The sequence below is a fragment of the Micromonospora sp. WMMD710 genome (assembly GCF_029626045.1).
Lineage (GTDB): Bacteria > Actinomycetota > Actinomycetes > Mycobacteriales > Micromonosporaceae > Micromonospora.
In genome coordinates, this window is the sequence record NZ_JARUBD010000001.1 from 877593 (window position 1) to 902662 (window position 25070).

Consider the following 25070-nt stretch of genomic DNA (forward strand, 5'->3'; position numbering starts at 1 on the left):
CGCCCGTCGTCGTCGCGGACCCGGCCCCGGCGGGCGAGCGGGCATGATCCAGCGCGCATCGCGCCCCGACCGCCGGGGCCGGTGTGTCCCGACCTGCGGTGCGATCTCTCCTGATCGTCCACTTCGGACAGCGTGGCGAGCCTGCCGTTGCCGCAGGCCCGGCGTGGCCGTGGAATCTACCCGCTCCCAGGTCTGGAGGTGACTCGCGTTTGGTGAGATGCTTCCGACGCCCAGAAGGTGAGAGTTCCACAGTCCCGACCTGGCGAAGTGGACAATTGCGCGCGGCGGGATGACGAGGAGACGTGGTTTCGATGTCGCAGGTGTCCGATGCCGGCCCCGCCCCCCTCAGCACCGAGCCCCGGATGATCCCGCTGCACCGCGCGCTGCCCGCGCTGGTCCGCGACCCGCTCGGCGCGCTGGTCGGCTTCGCGGACGACGCCGGCGGCGAGGTCGTCCGACTGAACCTGGGCACGTTCCGCCCCTATCTGGTCAGTCATCCCGAACATCTGCAACGAGTGCTGCGCGACAACGTTGCCAACTACACCCGAGACGGGGACGGACTGCTCTGGCGGCCGGTCCGACGCATCGTCGGCGACGCCATCCTGGTCGCCGAGGGTGAGGTCTGGGAGTCCAGCCGGGGTGCGCTGCAACCACTGTTCACCGCCAAACGGGCCGAGACGCTGGTCGACAGGATGGCCGAGGCGATCAACGAGGCCGTCGACGAGTGGCTGGAGCCGGCCCGCGAGGGCCGCCCGATCGACGGCGGCGCCGAGCTGACCCAGATCGTCCTGCGCACCACCATGCGGGTGCTCTTCGCCGACCGGATCTCGGTGCCGGACGCGCTGCGCATCAGCGCCGCGCTGGACACGGTCACCACCGCGATGCTTCCGCGCCTGCTGGTGCCCTTCGTGCCGTACGCGGTGCCGATGCCCGGCGACCGCGCGTTCAACGAGGCGGTGCGGACCATCGACGAGGTGGTGCTGCCGATCATCCGCGAGGCGCGCGCCCGGCCCACCGACGGCGACGACATCATCTCCACCCTCTGCCGGCCCCGCGCCGACGGCCGGGAACCCGACGAGTACGCCATCCGCGGCGACGTGGTCGCCATGTTCTCCACCGCCACCGAGACCACCATCGCGCTGCTCTCCTGGCTGTGGCCGGTGCTCGCCTCCCGTCCCGACGTGGCCGAGCGGATGACCGACGAGATCGAGCAGGTGGTCGGCGCCGACCGGGTCGGCCGCGAGCACCTGCCCCAGCTGCGCTACGGCCGGATGGTGCTCGACGAGATGCTGCGGCTCTACCCGGCCGGCTGGATGATCCCGCGGACCGCGGTCGGCGACGACGTGCTGGGCGGGGTACGGATCAAGGCCGGTGGCACCGTGCTGGTCAGCCCGTACGTGACCCAGCGGATGTCGACGTTCTGGGACGACCCGGCGCTGTTCGACCCGGAACGCTTCGCGCCGGAGCGTCCCCGCCGGCGCTACCGCTACTCCTACTTCCCGTTCGGCGGCGGCCCGCACCAGTGCCTCGGGCAGTACCTCTTCCTCCTGGAGGCGCAGCTCATCGTCAGCACCGTGCTGAGCCGCTACCGCTTCCGGCTGCGCGAGCCCGTCGACCTGACACCCCGGCTCGGCGCCTCGCTGCAACCCAAGCAGCGGGCCGAGCTGATCATCACCCCGGTCGAGCGTCCGATCGCGCCGTGACCGGGGCGCCGTGGCCGGTACAGACCGGTCCGGACGCCGTCGCCGAGCAGGGCCGGGTGTGCGCGCTCGCCGTGCGCGGCGTCCGTGACCTGCAGGACGTCACCGCCGCCCATCCGGAGCTGTTCGACGCCGCGCCGTTCGACGCCGCGCTGCTCAGCTCGGTGGCCACCGCCATCGCCTTCACCGCGCCCTGGCACACCGCCGCCGAACTGCGCATCACCACCCGTACCCTGCTCTGGGTCTTCGCGGCCGACTGGCAGGTCGACTACCTCGCCCGGTCCGCCGACGACGTCCGGGAGGTGGTGACCGACTGCCTGGCGGTGGCCGACGGCGCGGCCGCACCGCCGGGACGGCACCTGGCACGGCTGCTGGCCGACCTGCGCGACGAGTTGGCCGAGGTGCCGGCGTTCGCCCGGCTGCGCCCCATCTGGCGCGACGAGTTGGCGCGGATGCTCGCCGCCGTGTCCCGCGAGTGGGACTGGAAGAACCTGCCGACCGACCCGTCCACCGGGCGGCGTCTGCCGGACCTCGACCGCTACCTGGACAACGCCGACAACCTCGCGTGCTCCTTCGTCAACGTGACCCACTGGATCGCCACCGGCGACGACCGGACCCTCGCGCAGCTGACCGACCTGCTCGACGCCGGGCGTGGCGTGCAGCGTGTGCTGCGGCTGGTCAACGACCTCGCCACCCACGGCCGCGACACCGAGTGGGGCGACCTGAACGCGTTGCAGCTGGTCGACGACCCGGCGCAGGTGCGTGCCCGGCTGGCCGAGCTGACCACCCGGTCCCGTGGGGACCTGGCCGCCCTCGCCGAGCGGTGCCCCCGCCAGGCGGACTACCTGCACCGGCAGATCTCCTTCACCGGCGGCTTCTACCAGCTGTCGGACTTCTGGGGGACGCGCGATGAGTGACCGGGTACTCGCCGAACCCGCCACCGACGCCGCCCGCGAGCTGATCGCCGGCCTGGCGCTGCGCCCGTGGGGTCAGGTCGCCCCGTCGGTGTACGAGACCGGCCGGCTGGTCGCCGACGCTCCCTGGCTGGCCGGGCACGACCAGCGGATCGCGTTCCTGCGACGCGGCCAACGCCGCGACGGCGCGTGGGGCCCAACCGAGGGGTACGCCCTGGTGCCCACCCTGAGCGCCACCGACGCGCTGCTGTCCGTGGTGGCCGACGGCGCGGCGGGCACCGACCTGATCGCCCCGGTGGCCGACGCCCTGGGCGCCCTCACCGGCACGTTGCTCGCCACCCACGCGCGGACCCTGCCGGACACCCCGGCACTGGACCTCATCGTCCCGGCGCTCGTCGAGTCGATAAACGCGCGGCTGGCCGGACTGGGCCGGGCGACCGCCGAGCGGCTGCCCCGCCCACCGCTCGCGCTGCCCGCCGGGCTCGGCCCGGACCGGTTACGCGCGGTGCGTTCGGCGGTGGCCGCCGGTGCCGCGCTGCCGCCCAAACTGGCCCACTTCTACGAGGTGCTCGGCGCGGTCCCGGCCGACGCCGGACCCGATGTCACCGCCGTGGGCGCGTCGCCCGCCGCGACCGCGGCCTGGCTGACCGCGGCGGGACCGGACGCCAGCCCCGCCGCGCACGCCTTCCTGCGGCAGCTGATCCGCGATGGTGGCGGCCCGGTGCCCTGCCCGGCCCCGATCACCGTGTTCGAACGCGCCTGGGTGCTGAGCGGCCTGGGCCGCGCCGGCGTCGCGGTGAACCCGCCGGTCGTCGTGCTGCAGACCCTGGCCGGCGCCAGCGGTGCCGAGGGCATCGCCACCGGCGACGGCCTGCCGACCGACGCCGACACCACCTCGGTGGCGTTGGACGCGTTGGCGCGGATCGGCCGTCCGGCCGATCCGGGCAGCCTGTGGGCGTACGAGACGGCCGACGGCTTCTGCACCTGGCGGGGTGAGGACGGCTTCTCGGTCACCACGAACGCGCACGTGCTGGACGCCTTCGGCCAGCACCTGGCCGCCCACCCGGACGCCGACGCGCGCTACCGGCGGGCGGTCGACCGGCTCAGCGCCGTGCTGCCCGGCCACCAACTCGCCGACGGCTCCTGGCAGGACCGGTGGCACGCGTCTGCGTACTACGCCACCTCCTGCTGTGTGCAGGCGCTGGCCGAGTTCGGCCGGGGCGCGACCGCGGCCGAGGCCGTGCAGCGGGCGGCCCGCTGGGTCCTGGACAGCCAGCGCGCCGACGGCTCGTGGGGTCGCTGGGCCGGCACCGCCGAGGAGACCGCCTACGCCCTGCAGGTCCTGCTGACGGCGTCGAGGACACTGCCGGCGGTCGCCGACGCGGTGGCACGCGGGCACGCCTACCTGCACGAACCGTCCACCAGGGAGCATCCTCCACTGTGGTACGGCAAGGAGCTGTACTGTCCGACTGCCATCGTCCGGGCGGCCGTGCTCGCCGCCTGCCGTTCGGCGGCGATTCGCCTCGGCGACGTCGACCGTTCGGTGGTGGATTGCGGTTACCAGGCAACAAAAACAACAACTTGAGGGGTTGTGTGGACACTGCTAGCGTACGCAGAGCCTCAGCCCCGTATGCCCCGCTGTGGTGGGACGTCGCCCTTCATGATCACCCGTTGATGAGCTGAGTCAACGCCCGGCCTGGGACGGTTCAATGCGTTCTCGCGGTACGAGTATCCGCACCAAGGTTGTTGCCCTGCTGCTCTCCCTGGTCGCGCTCTGGATGTTCGCGGCGTGGGTGACCCTGCGCGACGGTTTCAACCTGCTCGGTGTCCAGTTGCTCAACAGCAAGGTCTACACGCCCAGTGAGCCGCTGCTGCGGGAGCTTCAGCTGGAGCGGCGGCTGACCCAGGCGTACCTGAGCAACCCCGACACCGAACAGCGGGCCGCGCTGGAGGCCAAGCAGCGCGAGACCACGAAGCTGGCCGGCGACTTCGCCGGCTCGGTCCGCAACTGGCAGGTGGACGTGGCCGGCAGCTCGGCGCTCGACGCTCAGCTGGACGCGTCGATCACGCGGATCAACGCGCTGGAGCAGACCCGCGCGCAGGTGCTCGGCCGCTCCGTCGACCGGATCGCCGCCGCCGCCGCTTACACCGACGCCATCGAGTCGATCTTCCAGATCTACGACGTCACCGGCAGCCTGGACGACAAGGCGATCGCCGCCGACGCAGCCGCCCTGATCCAGCTCAACCGGATGAAGGAACTGGTCTCCCAGGAGGATGCGCTGCTCAGCGGCCTCTTCGGCAAGGGCCGGATGAGCGGGCCGGAGTACGCCCGCTACGTCAGCCTGGTCGGCGCCGAGCGGTTCCTCGGTGAGGAGACCCGGGCCCGGCTCGCCGCCGACGACGAGCGCCGCTACCAGCAGCTCGTCGAGGGTGAGGCGTTCACCCGGCTGCGCGCCGTGCAGGACAGCATCATCCGCGAGGGCCGGCCGGCGACCCAACTGCCGGTCAGCGCCGAGCAGTGGCGCGGCACGGTAGAGCCGGCACTGGCCGCGGTGAACGACGTGGTCGCCGCCGGCGGTGAGGGCATCGTGGGCCGGGCCACCGGCGTCGCCGTGATGGTCGTCGTCCGACTGGTGCTCGCCACCGGTCTGGGTCTGCTCGCCGTCATCGCGTCCGTCGTCGTCTCGATCTCCACGGCCCGGACCCTGCTGCGTCAGCTCGACCGGCTGCGCCAGGCCGCCTGGCAGCTCGCCGACGAACGGCTGCCGCGGGTGGTGGAGCGGCTCGGCCGCGGCGAGGAGGTCGATGTCGCGACCGAGGCGCCCCCGCTGGAGTTCGGCACCGACGAGATCGGTCAGGTCGGCAAGGCGTTCAACGCCGTTCAGGAAACCGCCCTGCGGACCGCCGTCGAACAGGCCGACCTGCGCCGCAACGTCCGTGAGGTCTTCCTCAGCCTGGCCCGGCGCACCCAGGCGCTGGTGCACCGCCAGCTCACCCTGCTGGACGCGATGGAACGGCGCGAGCACGACGCGGAGGAACTGGAGGATCTGTTCCGGGTCGACCACCTGGCCACCCGGATGCGGCGTAACGCGGAAAACCTGATCGTGCTCTCCGGCTCGACCCCGGGCCGGGCGTGGCGGCGCAACGTGCCGATGGTCGACGTGGTCCGTGGCGCGGTGGCCGAGGTGGAGGACTACACCCGGGTCAACGTGCTGCCGCTCGGGCCGGTCTCCCTCGCCGGCCGCGCGGTCGGCGACATCATCCACCTGCTCGCCGAGCTGATCGAGAACGGTCTGTCGTTCTCCCCACCGCACACCACCGTGGAGGTCCGCGGTCAGCTGGTGGCCAACGGGTTCGCCATCGAGATCGAGGACCGGGGCCTCGGCATGAGCGAGGAGGACCTGGCCGCCGCGAACCACCGCATCGTCGACCAGTCCGAGCTGAACCTCGCCAACGCCGCCCGGCTCGGGCTCTACGTGGTGAGCCGGCTGACCGAGCGGCACGGCGTGCGGGTGCGGCTCAAGGAGTCGGCGTACGGCGGCACCACCGCCGTGGTGCTGATCCCGCTGGAACTGGTCACCGAGAACGGCCCGAGCTCGGAGGACTCCGGTGCGATGCGGGCCGGTTCGCCGGCCATCGCCCTGCCCTCGGGGCTGACCACCACCGCCGACACCGGCCGGCCGGCCGTCCTCGCGCCGGTCGCGTTGGCGGCCGCACCGGAGGCACCGGGCACGACGGCGCCGGACGTGCCGGAGCCGGTCACCCCGGCCGGGCACCTGGTGCCGGACGCCACCACCGCGACGGGGCAGGCCGACGGCACCGATGTGGGGGACGCCGCTCTGCCCACCCGCCAGCGGACACCGCAGGGCGCCGGTACGCCGGACCTGCCCACCCGGGCCCGGCGTGTTCTGGGCCAGCCCGCCCTGGAGGCTCCCACGGTGCCCACCGGACTGCCCGCGGTCGACCGTTCCCGCCCGACGGACAGCGCCAGCGAGGCGGCGGCCGACGGCGGGCCGATGCCGGCCCGCGCCGAGGCGGACCGGACCGACTCGGGCCTGCCGGTACGGGTCCGGCAGGCGAACATCGCGCCCGAGTTGCGCGACGACCCGGCCGCGACAGAGACCGACGACGAGGACGTGGCACGTCCCCCGGAGCAGGTGCGCCGGATGATGAGCTCGTACCAGACCGGCACCCGTCGCGGTCGGACCGACGCGGCGCGACTGATCGGCGGCGCGGCCGGCGCCCCGCCGAGCGCGACGCCCGAGCCGAGCGACGAGGACCCGCAAGCTACCTGACCGGCCACCGAGAATGCGGGTCACCGCACGGTGTGACGGTCAGCTCCAGACGAACACGGCGCAACAGCCGGGCGAGAAGAGGACGACGAAGTGGCGCAGAAGACGGCTTCGAGTGCCGACCTGACGTGGTTGCTGGATGATCTGGTGGGCCGGGTGAAGCAGGCCGAGCATGCGGTCGCGCTCTCCACCGACGGCCTGTTGATGGCCTCCTCCCAGGGCCTGAGCCGGGACGACGGCGAGCACCTCGCGGCGATGGCTGCCGGCATCCAGAGCCTGGCCCGCGGCGCGGGGAAGCGTTTCGGCGGCGGGCAGGTGCAGCAGACCATCATCGAGATGCAGTCGTCGTTCCTGTTCGTCACCGCGGCCGGCCGCAACGCCTGCCTGGCGGTCCTTGCCACCGAGGACGCCGACGTCGGCCTGATCGCCTACGAGATGGCGATGCTGGTCACCCGGGTCGGCAAGTATGTGGCCTCCCCGTCCCGTGGCACCGAGCAGCCGGCCGGCGAGAGGTAGCGGCATGACGGTGCAGGGAGAGTCCGCGGACCATCAGTGGGTGGATGACCATGCGGGCCCGGTGGTGCGCCCGTACGCGATGACGCGCGGCCGGGCCCGCCCGGTCACCGGCACGTTCGACCTGATCTCCCTGGTCACCGCGACCCGCGCCGAGGTCACGCCGGAGGTCGGCCTCGGCCCGGAACATCTGGCGATCGTCGGACTGTGCCAACGAATACAGTCCGTCGCCGAGATCGCCGCCCATCTCGACCTGCCGGTGGGCACCATCCGGGTGCTCCTCGGCGACCTGGCGGCCCGCAGCCTGGTACAGGTCCGCGAGCCGCAGACCACGGCCGGTCTTCCCGACAACAGCATCTTCGAGGCGGTAATCAATGGACTACGGGCACTCTGACCGGCCGGCGGGAGCGACCCCACTGCCCACCGCGATCAAGATCCTGGTCGCCGGTGGGTTCGGCGTGGGCAAGACCACGATGGTCGGCGCGGTGAGCGAGACCCGGCCGTTGCGCACCGAGGAGGTGCTCACCGAGTCCGGTGTCGGCATCGACGACCTGTCCGGGGTGGAGGGCAAGACCACCACCACCGTGGCGATGGACTTCGGCCGGATCACCATCAGCGACGACCTGGTGCTCTACCTGTTCGGCACCCCCGGGCAGGACCGGTTCTGGTTCGTCTGGGATGAGTTGGCACTCGGTGCGATCGGCGCGGTCGTGCTGGCCGACACCCGCCGGCTGGCCGACTGCTTCCCGTCGATCGACTACTTCGAGGGCCGGGGCACCCCGTTCGTGGTCGCCGTGAACTGCTTCGAGGGTTCCCGCTCCTACCGGCTCGACGAGGTGCAGGCCGCGTTGAACCTGGACCCGGGTGTGCCGGTGCTGCTCTGCGACGCCCGGCAGCGCGAGTCCAGCAAGGAGGTGCTCGTCACGCTGATGGAGCACGCCATGAAGACCCGCGAGGCCCGCCGCCGCGCCGCCGGCGGGGACTGACCGAGGCGTGCGCTAGCGCACGGACACGCGTACAGGGCCAGTCTGCGGACTGGCCCTGTACGACGAGGCGGGGAGGGGCTACTCGCCGCGCTTGGCCAGCACCAGGAACCGGGCCCAGGCCGCCGGCTCGAAGGCGAGCGCCGGGCCGGTCGGGTCCTTGGAGTCACGTACGCCGATGACGCCGGCGAGGTTGTCGGCCACCTCGACACAGTCGCCGCCGTTGTTGCCGCTCTTGCTGCTCTTACGCCACCGGGCGCCGGTCAGGTCCATGATGCTGCCGCTTCTGTGATTAGGTTGAGGGACTGCGTGCGTGACAGAGCACTGTCGCGGATGCGTTCCCACCGTCGGTCCAGGGTAGCAACGTCGGCGGCCTTGTCGGTGAGCTGTGATTGCGCCTGGCTGTCGACGTGGGCGACCCGCGCCCCGTCCGGCATCTCGGCGATGGTGAACGGCCCGCCGAGGCCGGGATACATGCCGGTGTCGGCGGGCACGACGAACAGCGACACGTTCGGCAGCGTGGCCTGTTGGGCCAGCCACTCGCACTGCTCGCGCATCATGGCCCGGTCGCCGTGGAGGGTGCGCCGGAGGATCCCCTCGTCGAGGACCGCGACGAGCAGGGGTGGCCGTTCCCGCCGTAGGATGGTCTGCCGGCTGAGCCGCCCCTCGGCGAGATTGTCGGCCTCGGCCGGTGTGAACGCCTCACCGACCAGCGTCGCCAGCGCGTACGCCTTGGTCTGTAGGAGTCCCGGTACCCACGTGAGCTGAAAGGACCGCAGCGACAGCGCCTCACGCTCGATCTCGGCCCAGGGCCGGAACCAGGCCGGCGTCCGGCGCTTGAGGGCGTCCGGCCACAACTCCTCGACGTTCCGACCGAGCAGCTCGGCGACCCGGGCGCGATGACGAGTCTGCGGAATTCGATCCCTGCTCGCCCACTTCGCGGCCGTCTTCGGATCGACACCAATCTGCGCTGCGAGAGTGTCCGCTGTGTAGCCTCGTTCGGCCATCGCCGCCTGTACGGCTCGATTCATCTCTACACCCTCCAGAACGTCCCAGACGTCGAAGGTAAATACTTCTACGCGGTGTGATTGCTTGGCAACCCTCGGCAGGCTGCGGTTTAGACAGCATCGAGGACGGAGCACAGATGTCCGAGGAAAAACGCCGAGATCACACGAAGCCGACTGTCGGTCCGTTGCCGTCCCGACCGAAGCAGCCACGTCAATGCCCGCCCCGCCCGGTCGAACGGCTCGTTAGTCCACATCGTGGTCCCGGTCGCGCCGCCAACGTCGTACCCGAATCACGCTGGCGACCCCGGTGCGGCCCGCCGGCCGCGCACACCGCCGACGGTCCTTTCTGGATGTGCGACTCCTGCGGGAGGACTGGCCCTGCCCGGCACTGCGAGCGACCCCGACGGACGCCGCCTGTCGCGACCCTGATCCCCGAATTTTCCCGGATCACCCGCCGGGCGATCCGCGACCTGCGCGGCCAACCGGGCGGGCCCGATCCGGTCGCCATCGTCCGCCGCTTCCTCTGGTTCCTGCCCCTCACCGACGACGAGGCCCGCGCGGTCGCGCTGCGGCTGCGCTAAGCGAGGACCTGGTCGGGATCCTTCGCTGGCCGTACCACGTCCTTGCCCTTTGCTCTGCTTCAACGGGCGCAACGGTACGGCATGGTTGGTGTTGCGCCGAGTGAAGCAGAGCAAAGGGCGCGAGACGGCTACCCGGAGCACGGGAAGGCAGAGACGTGGAAGGGCCGCTCCCCGCCAGCGCGGGAAGCGGCCCTTCTCAGGTGTACGGCGTCAGTTGGCGATCATGCGGCGCAGCACGTACTGCAGGATGCCGCCGTGCCGGTAGTAGTCCGCCTCACCGGGAGTGTCGATCCGCACCACGGCGTCGAACTCCACGCCGGTGTCGGTGTTGACCCGCACGGTGCGCGGGGTCTCGCCGTCGTTGAGCGCGGTCACCCCGGTGAAGGTGAACGTCTCCGTACCGGTCAGACCGAGCGACTCGGCGGTGACGTCGACCGGGAACTGCAACGGCAGCACGCCCATGCCGATCAGGTTGGAGCGGTGGATCCGCTCGTACGACTCGGCGATGACCGCCCGCACGCCCAGCAGCATGGTGCCCTTGGCCGCCCAGTCCCGCGACGAGCCGGAGCCGTACTCCTTGCCGGCCAGGATGACCAGCGGGATGCCGGCCTCCTGGTAGGCCATCGAGGCGTCGTAGATCGAGGTCTGCTCGCCGGTGAGGTGGTTGACGGTGAAGCCGCCCTCCACACCCGGGACCAGCTGGTTGCGCAGCCGGATGTTGGCGAACGTGCCCCGGATCATCACCTCGTGGTTGCCCCGGCGCGAGCCGTACGAGTTGAACTCGTGCCGCGGCACACCGTGCTCGGCCAGGTAGGTGCCGGCGGGGGAGTCCGCCTTGATCGCACCGGCCGGCGAGATGTGGTCGGTGGTCACCGAGTCGCCCAGCTTGGCCAGCACCCGCGCGTCGGCGATGTCGGTGACCGGGCTCGGCTCCTGCTGCATGCCCTCGAAGTACGGGGGCTTGCGCACGTAGGTCGAGTCCTCCGCCCAGGCGAAGGTGTCGCCGGTCGGGGTGGGCAGCGACTGCCAACGCTCGTCGCCGGCGAAGACATCGGCGTACGCGGCGCTGAAGCCGGTCGCGCCGATCGCCTGGGCGATGACGTCCTGGATCTCGGCGCTGTTCGGCCAGATCTCCCGCAGGAACACCGGGTTGCCGTCGCTGTCCTCACCGATCGGCTCGTTGGCCAGGTCGATGTCCATCGTGCCGGCGAGGGCGTACGCGACGACCAGCGGCGGGGACGCCAGGTAGTTCATCTTGACGTCCGGGTTGATCCGGCCCTCGAAGTTGCGGTTGCCCGACAGCACCGACACGACCGACAGGTCGTGCTCGTTGACCGCCGCGGACACCTCCTCGGGCAGCGGGCCCGAGTTGCCGATGCAGGTGGTGCAGCCGTAACCGACCAGGTTGAAGCCGAGCTTGTCCAGGTACGGCGTGAGGCCGGCCCGCTCGTAGTAGTCCATGACGACCTTCGAGCCCGGGGCCAGGGTGGTCTTCACCCACGGCTTGCGGGTCAGGCCCTTCTCGACCGCGTTGCGGGCCAGCAGGGCCGCCCCGATCATCACCTGCGGGTTGGACGTGTTGGTGCAGGAGGTGATCGCCGCGATCACCACGGCGCCGTGGTCCAGCTCGTACTCGACGCCGTCGGCGCCGGTGACCCGTACCGGGTTGGTGGCCCGCCCGCCCGCTCCGGCGGCGGCGGTCTCCAGGTCGCGCGGCTCGTCGGCCGGGTCGCTGAACTCGTTGGCCGGCGGGTCGCTGGCCGGGAACGACTCGGCGCTGGCCTCGTCGGCCGGCCCGTTCGCGCCGCGCGGCAGCTCCTCGCGCGCCACGCTCGGCTTGAGGTCACGCTCACTGGTGGAGTCGTCGGCGACGTAGTCGGTCAGCGCGGAGCGGAACAGCGTCTTGGCGCTGCCCAGAGGCACCCGGTCCTGCGGGCGCTTCGGGCCGGCGAGCGACGGCTCGATGGTGCCCAGGTCCAGCTCCAGGCGCTCCGAGTAGGCCGGCTCGGCCTCCGGGTCGTGCCAGATGCCCTGCTCCTTGGCGTACGCCTCGACGAGCGCGACCTGCGCGGCGTCGCGACCGGTCAGCTCCAGGTAGCGGATCGTCTCCGCGTCGATCGGGAAGATCGCCACGGTGGAGCCGTACTCGGGGGACATGTTGCCGATGGTGGCGCGGTTGGCCAGCGGCACGGCGCTCACGCCGGGGCCGTAGAACTCGACGAACTTGCCGACCACGCCGTGCTTGCGCAGCATCTCGGTGATGGTCAGCACCAGGTCGGTGGCGGTGGTGCCGGCCGGCATCTCGCCGGAGAGCTTGAAGCCCACCACCCGGGGGATCAGCATGCTGACCGGCTGACCGAGCATCGCAGCCTCGGCCTCGATGCCGCCGACGCCCCAGCCCAGCACGCCCAGGCCGTTGACCATCGTGGTGTGCGAGTCGGTGCCGACCACGGTGTCCGGGTACGCCTGGCCGTTACGTTCCATGATCGTACGAGCCAGGTACTCGATGTTGACCTGGTGCACGATGCCGGTGCCCGGCGGGACGACCTTGAACTCGTTGAACGCGGTCTGACCCCAGCGCAGGAACTGGTAGCGCTCCTTGTTGCGCTCGTACTCCAGCGCGACGTTGCGTTCGAAGGCGTCCTCGCGGCCGAACAGGTCGGCGATCACCGAGTGGTCGATGACCAGCTCGGCGGGGGCGAGGGGGTTGACCTTGCTGGCGTCGCCGCCCAGGTCACGCACGGCCTCACGCATGGTGGCCAGGTCGACCACGCAGGGCACGCCGGTGAAGTCCTGCATGAGCACCCGCGCCGGGGTGAACTGGATCTCCACGCTCGGGGCGGCGGTGGGATCCCATCCGCCGAGCTGACGGATGTGGTCGGCGGTGATGTTCGCGCCGTCCTCGGTCCGCAGCAGGTTCTCCAGGAGAATCTTCAGGCTGTACGGCAGCCGGTCGTGGCCGTCCACCTTGTCGATTCTGAAAATCTCGTAGCTCGCGTCTCCGACGCGTAGCTGGGTCTTCGCACCGAAGGTGTCGAGGCTCGCCACGTCGTACTCCTTCACACCAGCGACCGTGAGTAGTCCTGAGCAGTGTGTCGCACCGGCCGGGGTGTCGCCGAGGTTAGGTGACACTTACCGCCGATTCCGCTCTCAACAAAACCGTACGTCCGTCTTGCTAGTTACGCAACCCGGCCGCTCGCTGCCCGCACGGTTAATCCCTAGCCTCCTAGGACGCGCTGGGGGCGTGCGTCGGGCCACCCGAGGCGAATTCACCCCGCGGCGGCAGGTGCGGGCGTTCGGCCGCGGGTAGGGTTCGGGCGTGTTCGACGTCCAGCACTGGCTCGTGTCGCTGCCGCCGATCGCGGTCTACCTGCTCGTCGGCGGGGTGATCGGGGTCGAGAGCATGGGCGTCCCACTGCCCGGTGAGATCGTCCTGGTCAGCTCCGCCCTGCTCGCCGCCACCGGAGTGGTCGAACCCGAGTGGGTGGCCGCCGCCGCGGCCACCGGCGCGATCGTCGGCGACTCCATCGGGTACGCGGTGGGCCGTCGGGGTGGCCGCCCACTGCTCGCCCGGCTGGGCCGACGCTTCCCCCGCCACCTCGGCCCCGCCCAACTGGCCCGGGCCGAGCAGAGCTTCGCCCGGTACGGCGTCTGGGCCGTCTTCTTCGGTCGGTTCGTGGCGCTGCTGCGCATCCTGGCCGGGCCGCTCGCCGGTGCACTGCACGTACCGTACCGACGTTTCCTGCTGGCCAACGCCGCCGGTGGGCTGGTCTGGGCGTTCGGCACCACCTACCTGCTGTTCACCGTGGGGCGGGCCGCCGAGCACTGGCTCAAGGACATCTCCTGGGCCGGGCTGGTCCTCGCGGTGCTCGCCGGCCTCGCCAGCACCTGGTGGCTGCGTCGACGGGCCCACCGAATCGAGGCCGCCGAGCCGGCCCCCGAAGTCGAGCCGGCTCGGGCGGGCAGCGAACGCTGACCCCGGGACATGCCGAAGGGCCGGGCCCCGGTTGGGGTCCGGCCCTTTCGGTGTGTGGGTGTGTGGGTCAGCTGGTGGAGTAGCCGCGGGTGGCGATCCAGTCGGCGAGGTGCTCGACGCTGATCCAGTAGGAGGCGGTGTCGGGGTTGGCCGAGTCGGCGATCTTCACGGTGTTACCACCGTCGCGGTAGCCGACGACGCTGATGTAGTGCCCGCCCTCGAACGAGTGGGTGATGCCGTCGGTGTCGGTGCTGGTGCCGGCGATGTTGGCGACCACGGCCCGTCCGTCGTCGACGGTGGTGACGATGTCGGCGCGCAGCTTGTCGGTCTGCGTGGCGTCGGCGTTCGGGTTGGGGATCTCGACGGAGTGGTAGGCGTTGGGCTTGCCGGTTTCCTTGTTCAGCACGGGGGTGATGTCGTTGATGGAGTTGGTGCCGGCCTCGGTGGTGCCCATTTCCTTGGCCATGTCGTCGACGTTGATGTTCTTGCCCTGTACGGACAGGGCGTTGCGGGTGGCGGCGGGGCCGCAGTAGTAGAAGTTCGGCTGGGCTTCGTAGCGCACGGCCAGTTCCCGCTCACCGCTCTTGCGGTCGGTGTGGGTGTGGGTGTGGGTGCTCGGTGTGGTCTGCGACGCGGCGTAGGCGGCGGTGACGGGGCCGGCGATGGCGCCGCCGGTGAACGCGAGGCCAGCGGCGGTCAGGGCGGTCTTACGGATCAGATCGGTACGCATGATGGCGTGCTCCTCTGCCTGTCGGGGGATACCGCAACGGCCGTGCCACGGGGGGTGCGTGCCGGTGCGGGGGAAGTTCAAGGGGAATCTGCCCGGCGACCCACAGGGGGGCCGGCGTCGGGACAGGGTGTAACGGTCCGCAGCGGCGGATCATTCCGCCAGACCGTCGGGCCTGTGGTGCTCGGTGGTGCCGGGGGTGTAACCGGCCGGGCCCGGGGATCATTCCGCCGGGCCGTCGGCCTGTGGTGCTCGGCTGTGCCGGGGGGTGTAACCGGCCGGGCCCGGGGATCATTCCGCCAGACCGTCGGGCCTGTGGTGCTCGGTGGTGCCGGGGGATGTACCTGGCCCTCGTGCCCGGCCGGGGCCGCGGGCTCCGTTGAGCGTGATGCCGGTCAGTCATCTTGATGCCGGTGTGGCATCACGATCACTGAGAGATCCTGCCCCGCATCCCGCGACACCCCACCGGTGGACAGCACCGGACCGGCGGATCATCGCGCCACCTGCCCGGCCGGTCATGCTCCCGGGGGGGTAACCCGGGGCGGTCAGGCCCGTGTTCCGGGCGACCGCCCGCACACCAGCGACCGAAGTCGCGGTGGCATGCCAGGTATAACGACCCCGCCCGGCCCCCGATTCCACCACCGCGATGCCCCCGGTCACTCGACACCCCACCCCAAACCCGACAGCCCACCCCAAACCCGACAACCCACCAACCGCAGACCCCAACCAGAACCAGACACCCGCCACCACACCACGCAAACAGGCGGCACCCAAGATCCGCGCACCATCCGGGAGGCCGCCGTCTACCGACAGGATCAGGGAGCAACCTCCCAGACATTGCGGATCGCGACCGCAGACACCGCGACCCGACCACGAGTAGCGACCACGCCACCAGCCCCCAGGGTCGCCGGCCACCCGCTTCGGGAACCCGCATCGCGCAAACCAGACAACCCACCAAAATCGGCCAGCCGGACAGTGATCGCGCACTCTGCCCCGCCCTTTCACCCCGCCCGCCCCGCCCGCCAGCACCCCGCCTCGCCAGCACCCCGCCCCGCCTCGCCTCGCCTCGCCAGCACCCCGCCCCGCCCCGCCCCGCCCCGCCCCGCCCCGCCAGCACCCCGCCTCGCCGATCATGGACTTATGGTGGGCGTTTTAACCCCGCAAACCCGTTTCGAGAGGCACCACAACTCCATGATCGACGAGGGGCGGCGGTGATCATGGGGTTGGCGTTACTGGTGTCGGCGTGTCGCCTCGTCAACGTCATGATCGTCGGCGCGGGCGGGCGGGGCCGTTGGGGAGGTCGGGGCGGAGCGGGTGGCCGGTAAGGGCGGGGCGGAGCGGGCGGCCGGGGAGGAAGGGGCGGCGCGGGACGGCGGGGCGGGACCGACCCGGGGACACCACACGCCACCACGACCACGTCCGGCCGCGACCCGCTCGACGACCAAGATCGTGCTCGACCCAGGAAGCAGGCCCTACGCCGCGACGACGAGGCCACTACATCCAGGATCGAGCACGATCATGCGAGGGCCTTCGCGCAACAACCCGGCGCGACCGGCATCAGGCATGAGGCAGGACGGCATCAGGTAGGACGGCATGAGTAGGACGGCATCAGGTAGGACGGCTGCCGCTGACCTCACGCGCTGGACCCTCCACGGGGGAGGATCAGTCCGCGTCGCTGGCCTGGGCGTGGCGTTCCAGCAGTCGCTGCCGGATCTCCTCGGGGGTGTACGCGCGTCGGCGCCGTTCTGCCCGCGCGATGACCACGCCGGAGGCCGCGACACCGGCGAGGCCGGCGAGCCCGAGGACCTTCCACCACCGCATCCGTTGCCGCATCGGCCTAGGGTAGACCCTCATGAGCATCAGCCTGGATGAGGCCGTCGAGTTGACCCGCACCGGTGACGTGTGGGTGTTCCGGGGCCGTAGCGTGCCGGACCGGGCGATCCAGTTGACCACGAACAGCCCGGTGAACCATGTCGGGATGGCGGTGGTGTTGGACGACATGCCGCCTCTGATGTGGCATGCGGAGTTGGGCAGGTCGCTGCCGGATCTGTGGTCGGGTACCCACCAGCGGGGCGTGCAGCTGCACGACCTGCGGGACGCGGTCTGTGTCTGGGCGAACCGGTACGGCCAGCGGGCCTGGTTGCGGCAGCTCGACCCGCCGGCGGACGGCGAGATGGAGCGGGCCGTGCTGCGGACGGTCGCGCGGCTGGACGGCACGCCGTTCCCGTCGACGGCCCAACTGGCCTGGCGGTGGGTGCGGGGGCGGGTGCCGGCGCTGCCTCGTCCCGGCCGGCTCGCGCACCGAGCAGGCGTGACGGCGAGAGCAGGCCAGGGAAACAGCGCAGCCCAGGCGGACAGCGTGGGCCAAGGGAACAGCGCAGCCCAGGCCAGCAGCGCAGCCCAGGCCAGCAGCGCAGCCCAGGCCAGCAGCGCAGCCCAGGCCAGCAGCGCAGCCCAGGCCAGCAGCGCAGCCCAGGCCAGCAGCGCAGCCCAGGCCAGCAGCGCAGCCCAGGCCAACAGAACGGGCAGTGCAGGTCAGGCGCGGGAGCGGGCGTTGGAGACGGCGTACTGCGCCGAGGTGGTGGCGGTGACCTATGAGGCGATGGGGTTGTTGCCGGCGGGGCGGCGTCCGAACTGGTACGACCCGGGGCGGTTCTGGAGTGGGGACGACCTGGGCTTGGCCTCGGGTGCCCGGCTCGGTGCGGAGATCGAGGTCCGGGTTCCGTCGCGGTGAGGTTTGACCTGGCCGGTGACCGGTAATTGCTGTCGCGTGAACGCCTCCACCGATCTCGACACTCTGGCGGACTTCTTCGACCGGTACGGCGTGGCGCTGATCTCCGGTGACCTGCCGGCCATCGCCGGCTGTTACGCGCTGCCCGGGTTGGTGGTGGCGGACACCTACAGCTTCTCGTTCACGACGCCGGCGGCGGTGGCGCTGTCCTTCGTGGGCGCCGCGCCCGACTACCAGGATCGGGAGTTGGTCGCGGCGCACGCCCGGATCGATGACGTCCAGCCGATGTCCGCACTGCTGACGATGGTGGCGGTGGAGTGGGAGTTTCTGGACAGTCAGGGGCGTGCGGTGCCGGGGGAGCGGTACCGCTATCTGCTGCGTACCGCCGATGCGGAGCCGGTCATCTGCACGGTCGTCCGGACGGTCTGATCGGCCGGGGTCGTCCGGGCGGCCGGGGCGTTGGCTGTGTCGGGTGGGCCGATCGGCCCGATCCGTCGGTGCTGGCTAGGCTGGCGCGTCGGTGGGGACGAGGGGAGACCTGATGGCGGTGCGGCCGGACGGTGCGGCAGACGTGCGGGCGGCTCGCATGTTGGCGTCGGTGCCGTGGGTTGTGGTGCTGCTCGGCGTGTGCGTGCTGGTGGTGCTGTTGGTGGTCGCGTTGCTGTCGTTCCGTACCCGGGAGAGAGATGGCGGGCCGCGGGCCGCGCCGCCGGTGTTCCTGCCGACGGTGCCGGCGGCCGTGTCGCCGACGGGTGGGCCGACGCCGGCGGGGGTGGAGCGGCGGACGGCGTCGCCTGGGCCGTCGCGGAGCAGCCGGTCGCCGTCGCCTCGGGTCACCACGGCCTCGCCGTCACCGGGGCGGTCGAGTGCCCCGGCGGTGGCGCCGTCGTCGGCGGAGGCGGTGACGGCCCGGTACCAGGTCGGCACGGATGGCTGGGACGGGACCGCGGCGGTGCTGTCGATCACGAACGAGACGAGCCAGTCGGTGGACTGGCGGGTCGAGTTGGCGTACGGCGACGACATGTGGGCTGTGCGGGCGAGCGACGACTCGGGGGTTTCGGTGTGGGGGCGGGGTGACGGCGAGTTCGTGGTGCGGGGCACCCGTTCGTTGAGCCCGGGCGACACCCGGACCGTCCGGTTGCGGCTCGGCTGGGGTGAGTCCGGGGCCACGCCGTTGCGGTGCACGGTGAACGGGGTCGACTGCCGCCTCGGCTGACTGCCCGGGCGCGCGAGGCGCTTCCGGGCCTGGCCGTCGGTCGCTACGCTGCCCGGACGGCCCGCTGAGGGAGGTACATGTCCGGCATGCGTCGTGCCCTGCGACCGTCTCATGGCCCGGTCGCCATCGCGTCGTCGCCGTGGGTTGTGGTGCTGGCCGGTGTCGTCGTGATGGTGGTGCTGCTCATCGTCGCCCTGGGCGCGTACCGGGGGCGCAGCCCGGCACCGGACGCGGGGTCGCCTCCGCCGGCGTTGCCGTTGCCGCAGGTGCCGCCGGACCCGTCGGGTGATCCGACGCCGACGTCGGCGGGTTCGTCGGCTGCACCGTTGGTGCCGGGGTTGTCCCCGCGTGCGAGTGGTCTGCCGCCGAGCGGTCCGGCCGTGTCGCCGACACCGATGGCCGGCCCGACGGTGACGGCGACGCGCACGCCCACCCGGGTTCCGGCGGGGCCGCCGGCGGTCACTGGTCGGTACCGGGTGGTGCAGAGCTTCGACGGTGGGTTCATCGGTGAGGTGCTGGTCGTCAACGCGTCCGGTGGGCCTCGGGGGTGGACGGTGCGGTTGGAGTTCTCCGGTGGGCGGTTGGTGACGGCCTGGGTGGAGGGCGCGCCACAGGGGACGCTGCGGCAGTTCGACGGGGGTTTCACGTACGCCAGTGGGGTTGACGTCCCGCCCGGCGGGTCGGCGCCGTTGCGGTTCCACCTGGAGAGGGCGTCCACGACGCCGCGGGGATGCACGGTCGACGGGGTGCGCTGTAGCGGGTTCTGACCTGGACGGTCGCGGTGCCTCTGCAAGGATGCTGCTTTGTTGCGACCATGTTTGCAAGGTATTGCAGAATGTTTCGGCAAGGGTTAGCGTGCGGCCAATCCACCAGAGGAAGGCGTCGATGAAACCCCCGCCGATACCGCGCACCGCCCTGCTGGCTCTCGTCTCCCTGCTCACCGTCACCCTCGTCGGCGCCCCGGTCGCCGTGCGCCAGCTCGGCGCCACCGACGACTCCCGTCCGTCCGGCGTCGACTCCCTCGCCGCCGCCGGTGCCGCCCAGTGGGGTGTCGAACCGGCCGCCGACGCGCTGTTGAAGGCGGGCGACACGTCCGCACGCGCCGAGCAGTTCTACTTCGTCCTGCCGGACCGGTTCGCCAACGGCGACCGCCGCAACGACTCCGGTGGCCTTGCCGGCGACCGCCTGCGCACCGGGCTCGACCCGACCGACAAGGGCTTCTACCACGGCGGCGACCTCAAGGGCGTCATCGACAAGCTCGACTACATCCAGGGCCTGGGCACCACCGCCATCTGGCTGGCCCCGATCTTCAAGAACCGGCCGGTGCAGGGTGCCGGCACCGACATCTCGGCCGGCTACCACGGCTACTGGATCACCGACTTCACGCAGGTGGACCCGCACTTCGGCACGAACGAGGAGATGAAGCGGCTGGTCACGCTCGCCCACCAGCGCGGCATCAAGATCTACCTCGACGTGATCGTCAACCACACGGCCGACGTCATCACGTACGCCGAGGACTCCTACGCGTACGTCGACAAGGCGACCTCGCCGTACGCCGACGCGCGGGGGCGGGCCTTCGAGGACCGCAACTACGCCGACGGCAGCCGCGCGTTCCCGCCGGTCGACCAGACGTCCTTCCCGTACACGCCGACGTTCGCCGAGCCGCAGGACGCGACCGTGAAGGTGCCGGCCTGGCTCAACGACGCCACCATGTACCACAACCGGGGCGACTCCACCTTCGTCGGCGAGAACAGCGAGTACGGCGACTTCTTCGGTCTCGACGACCTGTGGACCGAGCGTCCCGAGGTGGTGCGGGGGCTGACCAAGGCGTACGGGGACTGGATCGGCGCGACCGGGGTCGACGGGTTCCGGCTGGACACCGTCAAGCACGTCAACATGGACTTCTGGCCGCAGTTCAGCGCGGGCATCGAGCGGGCCGCCGAGAGGGCCGGCAAGAAGGACTTCTTCATGTTCGGCGAGGTGTACAGCGCCGACCCGGAGATCAGCTCCAGCTACGTCCGGCAGGGTGGCCTGCCGGCCACCCTCGACTTCGCCTTCCAGGAGGCCGCGCGGGGCTTCACCGCCGGCGCCGGTTCGGCGAAGGCACTCGCCGAGGTGCACGCCCGCGACGACCTGTACGCCGCGCGGGACACCGACGCCGGCCGGCTGACCACCTTCCTCGGCAACCACGACATGGGGCGGATCGGTTCGTTCATCGCCGGTGGCGGCACCGACCCGGGCAGCCATCTGCGCCGCGACCAGCTCGCCCACCAGCTGATGTTCCTCACCCGTGGCCAGCCGGTGGTCTACTCCGGCGACGAGCAGGGCTTCACCGGCCCCGGCGGGGACAAGGACGCCCGGCAGGACATGTTCGCATCGTCGGTCCCCGACTACCTCGACGACGACCTGCTCGGCACCGAGCGCACCCACGCCAGCGACCAGTTCGACACGGCCCACCCGCTGTACCGGACCATCGCCGAGCTGGGTCGGCTGCGCCAGGCGCACCCGGCGCTGCGCGACGGCGTGCAGGTGACCCGGTACGCCGCCGACGGCCCGGGTGTCTTCGCCGCCTCCCGGATCGCTCCCGCCGACCGCACCGAGTACGTGGTGGCGGTGAACAACGCCGACACCGCGCAGACTGTCACCGTGGACACCTGGTCGGCCGGCGCCACCTTCACCGGCATCTACGGCGGCTCGGGCACTGTGTCAGCCGGCGGCGACGGCACGCTGACCCTCACCGTCGCGCCGCTGTCGGCGGCGGTGTACCGGGCCGGCACCCCCATCGCGCAGGCGGCCGGCAGGCCGAGCGTCACCCTCACCACTCCGGCTCCGGACGCGCCGGTCGCCACCCGGGCGGCCGTCACCGCCCAGGTCACCGGCGACCCCCTCGCGACCGTCACCGTCGCCGCCCGGGTCGCCGGCGGGAGGTGGACGCTGCTGGGCAGCGCCGACCGCGCGCCGTACACCGTGCAGCACGACCTCACCGGCCTGGCCGGCGGCACCCGGATCGAGTACAAGGCGGTGGTCCGCGACGGCCGGGGCCGCACCGCGACGGCCCGGTCCACCGCCGTCGTGGGCACGCCCGAGCAGGGCGGATCCCGCGAGTGGGCGGTGGTGCACTACCAGCGCCCCGCCGGCGGGTACGACGACTGGGGGTTGTACGCCTGGGGTGACATCGACCCGGCGTACGTCACCGAGTGGCCGAAGGGGCAGCCGTTCACCGGGGAGGACTCGTACGGCCGGTTCGCGTGGGTGAAGCTCAAGCCGGGCGCGAAGTCGGTGGGCTTCCTGGTGGTCGACAAGGCTGGCACGAAGGACGTCGCCTCCGACCGCAGCATCGACGTCACCCAGACCGGCGAGATCTGGCTCAAGCAGGGCGACCCGGCGATCTACCCGAGCAGGCAGGCGGCCGCCGGTGAGCCGGCCCCGCCGGTCGAGGAGGGCACCGCGGTGATCCACTACCGGCGGGCCGACGGCAACTACGACGGCTGGGGCCTGCACCTGTGGGACGGCGCGGCCAACCCGACCGAGTGGTCCGCCCCGCTGCGGCCGACGTCCGTCGACGCGTTCGGCGCGGTGTTCCGGGTGCCGTTGGCGGCCGGGGCCACCGGGCTGAACTACATCATCCACCAGGGCGACACCAAGGACCTGCCCGACGACCAGCGGCTCGACGTCGCCAGCGTGGGCCGGGAGGTGTGGCTGCTCGCCGCCACCCCGGGCCGCCTGCTGCCGTCGACCGCGACCAGCGCGGGCGGGGAGACCGACATCAGCCGGCAGAAGGCGCACTGGATCGACCGGTCCACCGTCGCGTGGCAGACCGGCCCGACCGACGGCCGGGTGTACGCGCTGGTCGCCGCCCCGACCGGCGGCGTCAGCGTCGTCGACGGGGAGCTGACCGGGACGTACACCAGTCTGCCGTTGCGGGCGCAGCGCAACGGGCTCACCGAGGCCCAGCGCACCGCGTTCCCGCATCTGTGGTCGTACCGCAGCTTCACGCTGGACCGCGGCGACCTGGCGAAGGTCCCGGCGGCCCTGCGTGGGCAGGTGCTCGTCACCGAACGCGACGCCGAGGGCGCCCTGCTCGCCGCGACCGGCGTGCAGATCCCCGGCGTGCTCGACGACGTCTACTCGCGGGCCACCGACGCGACGCTCGGGCCGACGTTCGCCGGTCGTACGCCGAGCCTCGCGCTGTGGGCGCCGACCGCCCGGACGGTGGCGCTGCAGGTGTTCGACTCGCCTGCCGCCGCGCCGAGTACGGTGCCGATGCGCCGCGACGACCGCACCGGCGTCTGGTCGGTGCGCGGCAACCACACCTGGATCGGGAAGTACTACCGCTACCAGGTGCAGGCGTGGCAGCCGGCGGCGCAGAAGGTGGTGACCGCCTCGGTGACCGACCCGTACTCGGTGGCTCTCGCCGCGGACTCCACGCACAGCCAGCTGGTCGATCTGAACGACCCGGCGCTGGCCCCGGCCGGGTGGCGGACGCTGCGCAAGCCGGCCGCGGTGCCGGCGGCGAAGGCGCAGGTCTCCGAGCTGTCGGTGCGCGACTTCTCCATCGCCGACGACAGCGTGCCGGCCGAGCGGCGGGGAACGTTCCTCGCGTTCAGCGACCCGAAGAGCGCCGGCATGACCCACCTGCGGGCGCTCGGCGACGCCGGTGTCACCCACCTGCACCTGCTGCCGGCGTTCGACTTCGCCACCATCCCCGAGAAGCGGGCCGACCAGCGCCAGCCGGCCTGCGACCTGGCGGCGCTCCCGCCGGACTCCGCCGAGCAGCAGGCGTGCGTCGCGGCGGTCGCCGAGACCGACGGCTACAACTGGGGGTACGACCCGCTGCACTACACCGTGCCCGAGGGCGGCTACGCCGTCGACCCGGCCGGTGCGGCGCGGACCACCGAGTTCCGGCGGATGGTCGCCGGAGTGAACGGCGCCGGCCTGCGGGTCGTCATGGACGTGGTCTACAACCACACGTCGGCCGCCGGCACCGACGACAAGTCGGTCCTGGACCAGATCGTGCCCGGCTACTACCAGCGGCTGCTCGACGACGGCACGGTGGCCAACTCCACCTGCTGCGCCAACACCGCACCCGAGCACGCCATGATGGGCAAGCTGGTGGTCGACTCGCTGGTCACCTGGGCGCGGCAGTACAAGGTGGACGGTTTCCGGTTCGACCTGATGGGTCACCACCCGAAGGCGAACATCCTGGCCGTGCGCACGGCACTGGACAAGCTGACCGTCGCCCGGGACGGCGTGGACGGCAAGGCGATCATGCTGTACGGCGAGGGCTGGAACTTCGGCGAGGTCGCCAACGACGCCCGGTTCGTGCAGGCCACCCAGGCCAACATGGCCGGCACCGGCATCGGCACCTTCAACGACCGGCTGCGCGACGCGGTACGCGGCGGCGGACCGTTCGACGCCAACCCGCGGGTGCAGGGCTTCGCGTCCGGGCTGTACACCGACCCGAACGGCGACGCGGTCAACGGGTCACCGGCCGAGCAGAAGGCCCGCCTGCTGCACGCCCACGACCTGATCAAGGTGGGGCTCACCGGCAACCTGCGCGGATACCGGTTCACCGACACCGCCGGACGGCAGGTCACCGGCGCGCAGGTCGACTACAACGGCTCGCCGGCCGGCTACACCGCCGCTCCGGGGGAGGCCGTCACCTACGTCGACGCGCACGACAACGAGATCCTGTACGACGCGTTGGCGTACAAGCTGCCGCAGGGCACCTCGGCGACCGACCGTGCACGGATGCAGGTGCTGGCGTTGGGCACGGTGGTGCTGGGGCAGGGCACCGGGTTCGTCACCGCCGGCACCGAACGGCTGCGGTCGAAGTCGCTGGACCGCAACTCGTTCAACTCCGGTGACTGGTTCAACCAGATCCGCTGGAACTGCCAGCAGGGCAACGGGTTCGGCGCCGGTCTGCCGCCCGCGCAGGACAACGAGGACAAGTGGCCGTACGCGCGGCCGCTGCTGGCCGACCCGGCGCTGGTGCCGGACTGCGCGGCGATCACCACCACCGACGCCCGGTACGCCGAGCTGCTGCGCGTCCGGGCGTCGTCACCGGTGTTCGGGCTGGCCACCGCTCAGCAGGTGCAGCAGCGGGTGGCGTTCCCGCTGTCCGGGGCGCAGGAGACACCGGGTGTGCTGACCATGACCCTGGACGCCCGTGGGCTGGGTGGGTCGTGGAAGTCGCTGACGGTGGTCTTCAACGGCACCCCGGCGGCGGCGACGCAGACGCTGACCGGTCTGCGTGGTGCGGACGTGGCACTGCACCCGGTGCTGGCGAACTCGGCCGATCCGGTGCTGCGGACCGCCTCGTTCGACTCGTCGGCGGGCACGTTCACGGTGCCGGCGCGCAGTGTGGCGGTGTTCGTCCAGAAGTGACGACCAAGCCGGCCCCCTTCCGCGTCTCGCGGAAGGGGGCCGG

At 71.7% G+C, this 25070-nt stretch carries 20 protein-coding genes; 14 read left to right on the forward strand and 6 right to left on the reverse strand.

Annotation, left to right across the window (positions count from 1 at the left end):
• Positions 1 to 365: 365 nt before the first annotated feature.
• The 7 genes from O7620_RS04175 to O7620_RS04205 all read left to right on the forward strand — a co-directional run bounded on the left by O7620_RS04175 (position 366) and on the right by O7620_RS04205 (position 8405).
• On the forward strand, positions 366 to 1703 hold the full coding sequence (locus tag O7620_RS04175) for a cytochrome P450 (RefSeq protein ID WP_278126857.1): 1338 nt from the start codon (positions 366 to 368) through the stop codon (positions 1701 to 1703).
• Positions 1700 to 2617, forward strand: a complete 918-nt coding sequence (locus O7620_RS04180) for a terpene synthase family protein (protein ID WP_278121918.1) — start codon at positions 1700 to 1702, stop codon at positions 2615 to 2617. The genes O7620_RS04175 and O7620_RS04180 overlap by 4 nt, the downstream gene beginning before the upstream one ends.
• On the forward strand, positions 2610 to 4199 hold the full coding sequence (locus O7620_RS04185; protein WP_278121919.1) for a prenyltransferase/squalene oxidase repeat-containing protein: 1590 nt from the start codon (positions 2610 to 2612) through the stop codon (positions 4197 to 4199). The genes O7620_RS04180 and O7620_RS04185 overlap by 8 nt, the downstream gene beginning before the upstream one ends.
• 124 nt (positions 4200 to 4323) lie before the next feature.
• Positions 4324 to 6909, forward strand: coding sequence for a nitrate- and nitrite sensing domain-containing protein (locus O7620_RS04190; protein ID WP_278121920.1), 2586 nt, complete (start codon positions 4324 to 4326; stop codon positions 6907 to 6909).
• Positions 6910 to 6999: 90 nt separating this feature from the next.
• Positions 7000 to 7422: a roadblock/LC7 domain-containing protein gene (locus O7620_RS04195; RefSeq protein WP_151489840.1), complete on the forward strand. Its 423-nt coding sequence runs from the start codon at positions 7000 to 7002 to the stop codon at positions 7420 to 7422.
• A 4-nt stretch (positions 7423 to 7426) separates the two neighbouring features.
• Entirely contained in the window at positions 7427 to 7813 is a 387-nt protein-coding gene (locus O7620_RS04200) for a DUF742 domain-containing protein (RefSeq protein ID WP_203125011.1), read from the forward strand.
• Entirely contained in the window at positions 7794 to 8405 is a 612-nt protein-coding gene (locus O7620_RS04205) for an ATP/GTP-binding protein (RefSeq protein ID WP_278121921.1), read from the forward strand. Before O7620_RS04200 ends, O7620_RS04205 begins: the two co-directional genes overlap by 20 nt.
• Positions 8406 to 8483: 78 nt before the next feature.
• Here O7620_RS04205 and O7620_RS04210 read toward each other — a convergent pair whose 3' ends face one another.
• Together O7620_RS04210 and O7620_RS04215 are read right to left on the reverse strand one after the other, a co-directional pair.
• Entirely contained in the window at positions 8484 to 8675 is a 192-nt protein-coding gene (locus O7620_RS04210) for a DUF397 domain-containing protein (RefSeq protein WP_278121922.1), read from the reverse strand.
• Positions 8666 to 9433: a helix-turn-helix transcriptional regulator gene (locus tag O7620_RS04215; RefSeq protein WP_278121923.1), complete on the reverse strand. Its 768-nt coding sequence runs from the start codon at positions 9431 to 9433 to the stop codon at positions 8666 to 8668. The genes O7620_RS04210 and O7620_RS04215 overlap by 10 nt, the downstream gene beginning before the upstream one ends.
• A 326-nt stretch (positions 9434 to 9759) precedes the next feature.
• Here O7620_RS04215 and O7620_RS04220 point away from each other — a divergent pair, with 326 nt between their 5' ends.
• Positions 9760 to 9990, forward strand: coding sequence for a hypothetical protein (locus O7620_RS04220; protein WP_278121924.1), 231 nt, complete (start codon positions 9760 to 9762; stop codon positions 9988 to 9990).
• A gap of 210 nt (positions 9991 to 10200) precedes the next feature.
• Here the strand turns inward: O7620_RS04220 and O7620_RS04225 are convergent, their stop codons facing one another.
• Positions 10201 to 13053, reverse strand: coding sequence for an aconitate hydratase (locus O7620_RS04225; RefSeq protein WP_278121925.1), 2853 nt, complete (start codon positions 13051 to 13053; stop codon positions 10201 to 10203).
• Between the two features lie 256 nt (positions 13054 to 13309).
• On the opposite strand from O7620_RS04225, the gene O7620_RS04230 reads away from it, so the two are divergent.
• Positions 13310 to 13966 (forward strand): DedA family protein, encoded by a 657-nt coding sequence (locus O7620_RS04230; protein ID WP_151489845.1) that lies wholly within the window; start codon positions 13310 to 13312, stop codon positions 13964 to 13966.
• Positions 13967 to 14033: 67 nt separating this feature from the next.
• On the opposite strand, the gene O7620_RS04235 is transcribed toward O7620_RS04230, so the two are convergent.
• Positions 14034 to 14696 carry a C39 family peptidase gene (locus O7620_RS04235; protein ID WP_278121926.1) on the reverse strand — a complete coding sequence of 221 codons (663 nt, stop codon included), beginning with the start codon at positions 14694 to 14696 and terminating at the stop codon, positions 14034 to 14036.
• Positions 14697 to 16355: 1659 nt separating this feature from the next.
• A complete protein-coding gene (locus O7620_RS04240) occupies positions 16356 to 16526 on the reverse strand; it encodes a hypothetical protein (RefSeq protein WP_278127235.1) in 171 nt (56 codons plus the stop codon).
• A gap of 19 nt (positions 16527 to 16545) precedes the next feature.
• Between O7620_RS04240 and O7620_RS04245 the strand changes: the two genes are divergently transcribed.
• Together O7620_RS04245 and O7620_RS04250 are read left to right on the forward strand one after the other, a co-directional pair.
• Positions 16546 to 17427: a hypothetical protein gene (locus O7620_RS04245; RefSeq protein WP_278121927.1), complete on the forward strand. Its 882-nt coding sequence runs from the start codon at positions 16546 to 16548 to the stop codon at positions 17425 to 17427.
• 36 nt (positions 17428 to 17463) lie between these two features.
• Entirely contained in the window at positions 17464 to 17853 is a 390-nt protein-coding gene (locus O7620_RS04250) for a hypothetical protein (RefSeq protein WP_151491100.1), read from the forward strand.
• A 75-nt stretch (positions 17854 to 17928) separates the two neighbouring features.
• Here the strand turns inward: O7620_RS04250 and O7620_RS04255 are convergent, their stop codons facing one another.
• Entirely contained in the window at positions 17929 to 18390 is a 462-nt protein-coding gene (locus O7620_RS04255; protein ID WP_278121928.1) for a hypothetical protein, read from the reverse strand.
• Between O7620_RS04255 and O7620_RS04260 the strand changes: the two genes are divergently transcribed.
• The 3 genes from O7620_RS04260 (at position 18377) to pulA (ending at position 25027) form a co-directional block, all read left to right on the forward strand.
• Positions 18377 to 18640, forward strand: coding sequence for a hypothetical protein (locus O7620_RS04260; protein WP_278121929.1), 264 nt, complete (start codon positions 18377 to 18379; stop codon positions 18638 to 18640). The genes O7620_RS04255 and O7620_RS04260 overlap by 14 nt on opposite strands.
• A gap of 77 nt (positions 18641 to 18717) precedes the next feature.
• Entirely contained in the window at positions 18718 to 19407 is a 690-nt protein-coding gene (locus O7620_RS04265; protein WP_278121930.1) for a cellulose binding domain-containing protein, read from the forward strand.
• Positions 19408 to 19525: 118 nt separating this feature from the next.
• The gene (gene pulA, locus O7620_RS04270) at positions 19526 to 25027 is read left to right on the forward strand and encodes a pullulanase-type alpha-1,6-glucosidase (protein ID WP_278121931.1); all 5502 of its coding nucleotides are present in this window, start codon (positions 19526 to 19528) and stop codon (positions 25025 to 25027) included.
• Positions 25028 to 25070 lie beyond the last annotated feature (43 nt).

Coding starts and splice junctions, on each gene's coding strand:
- O7620_RS04185 (WP_278121919.1), top strand. CDS start 2,610: ATGAGTGACCGGGTACTCGCCGAACCCGCCACCGACGCCGCCCGCGAG.
- O7620_RS04190 (WP_278121920.1), top strand. CDS start 4,324: ATGCGTTCTCGCGGTACGAGTATCCGCACCAAGGTTGTTGCCCTGCTG.
- O7620_RS04200 (WP_203125011.1), top strand. CDS start 7,427: ATGACGGTGCAGGGAGAGTCCGCGGACCATCAGTGGGTGGATGACCAT.
- O7620_RS04205 (WP_278121921.1), top strand. CDS start 7,794: ATGGACTACGGGCACTCTGACCGGCCGGCGGGAGCGACCCCACTGCCC.
- O7620_RS04210 (WP_278121922.1), bottom strand. CDS start 8,675: ATGGACCTGACCGGCGCCCGGTGGCGTAAGAGCAGCAAGAGCGGCAAC.
- O7620_RS04215 (WP_278121923.1), bottom strand. CDS start 9,433: ATGAATCGAGCCGTACAGGCGGCGATGGCCGAACGAGGCTACACAGCG.
- O7620_RS04220 (WP_278121924.1), top strand. CDS start 9,760: ATGTGCGACTCCTGCGGGAGGACTGGCCCTGCCCGGCACTGCGAGCGA.
- O7620_RS04235 (WP_278121926.1), bottom strand. CDS start 14,696: ATGCGTACCGATCTGATCCGTAAGACCGCCCTGACCGCCGCTGGCCTC.
- O7620_RS04240 (WP_278127235.1), bottom strand. CDS start 16,526: ATGCGGCAACGGATGCGGTGGTGGAAGGTCCTCGGGCTCGCCGGCCTC.
- O7620_RS04245 (WP_278121927.1), top strand. CDS start 16,546: ATGAGCATCAGCCTGGATGAGGCCGTCGAGTTGACCCGCACCGGTGAC.
- O7620_RS04265 (WP_278121930.1), top strand. CDS start 18,718: ATGTCCGGCATGCGTCGTGCCCTGCGACCGTCTCATGGCCCGGTCGCC.
- pulA (WP_278121931.1), top strand. CDS start 19,526: ATGAAACCCCCGCCGATACCGCGCACCGCCCTGCTGGCTCTCGTCTCC.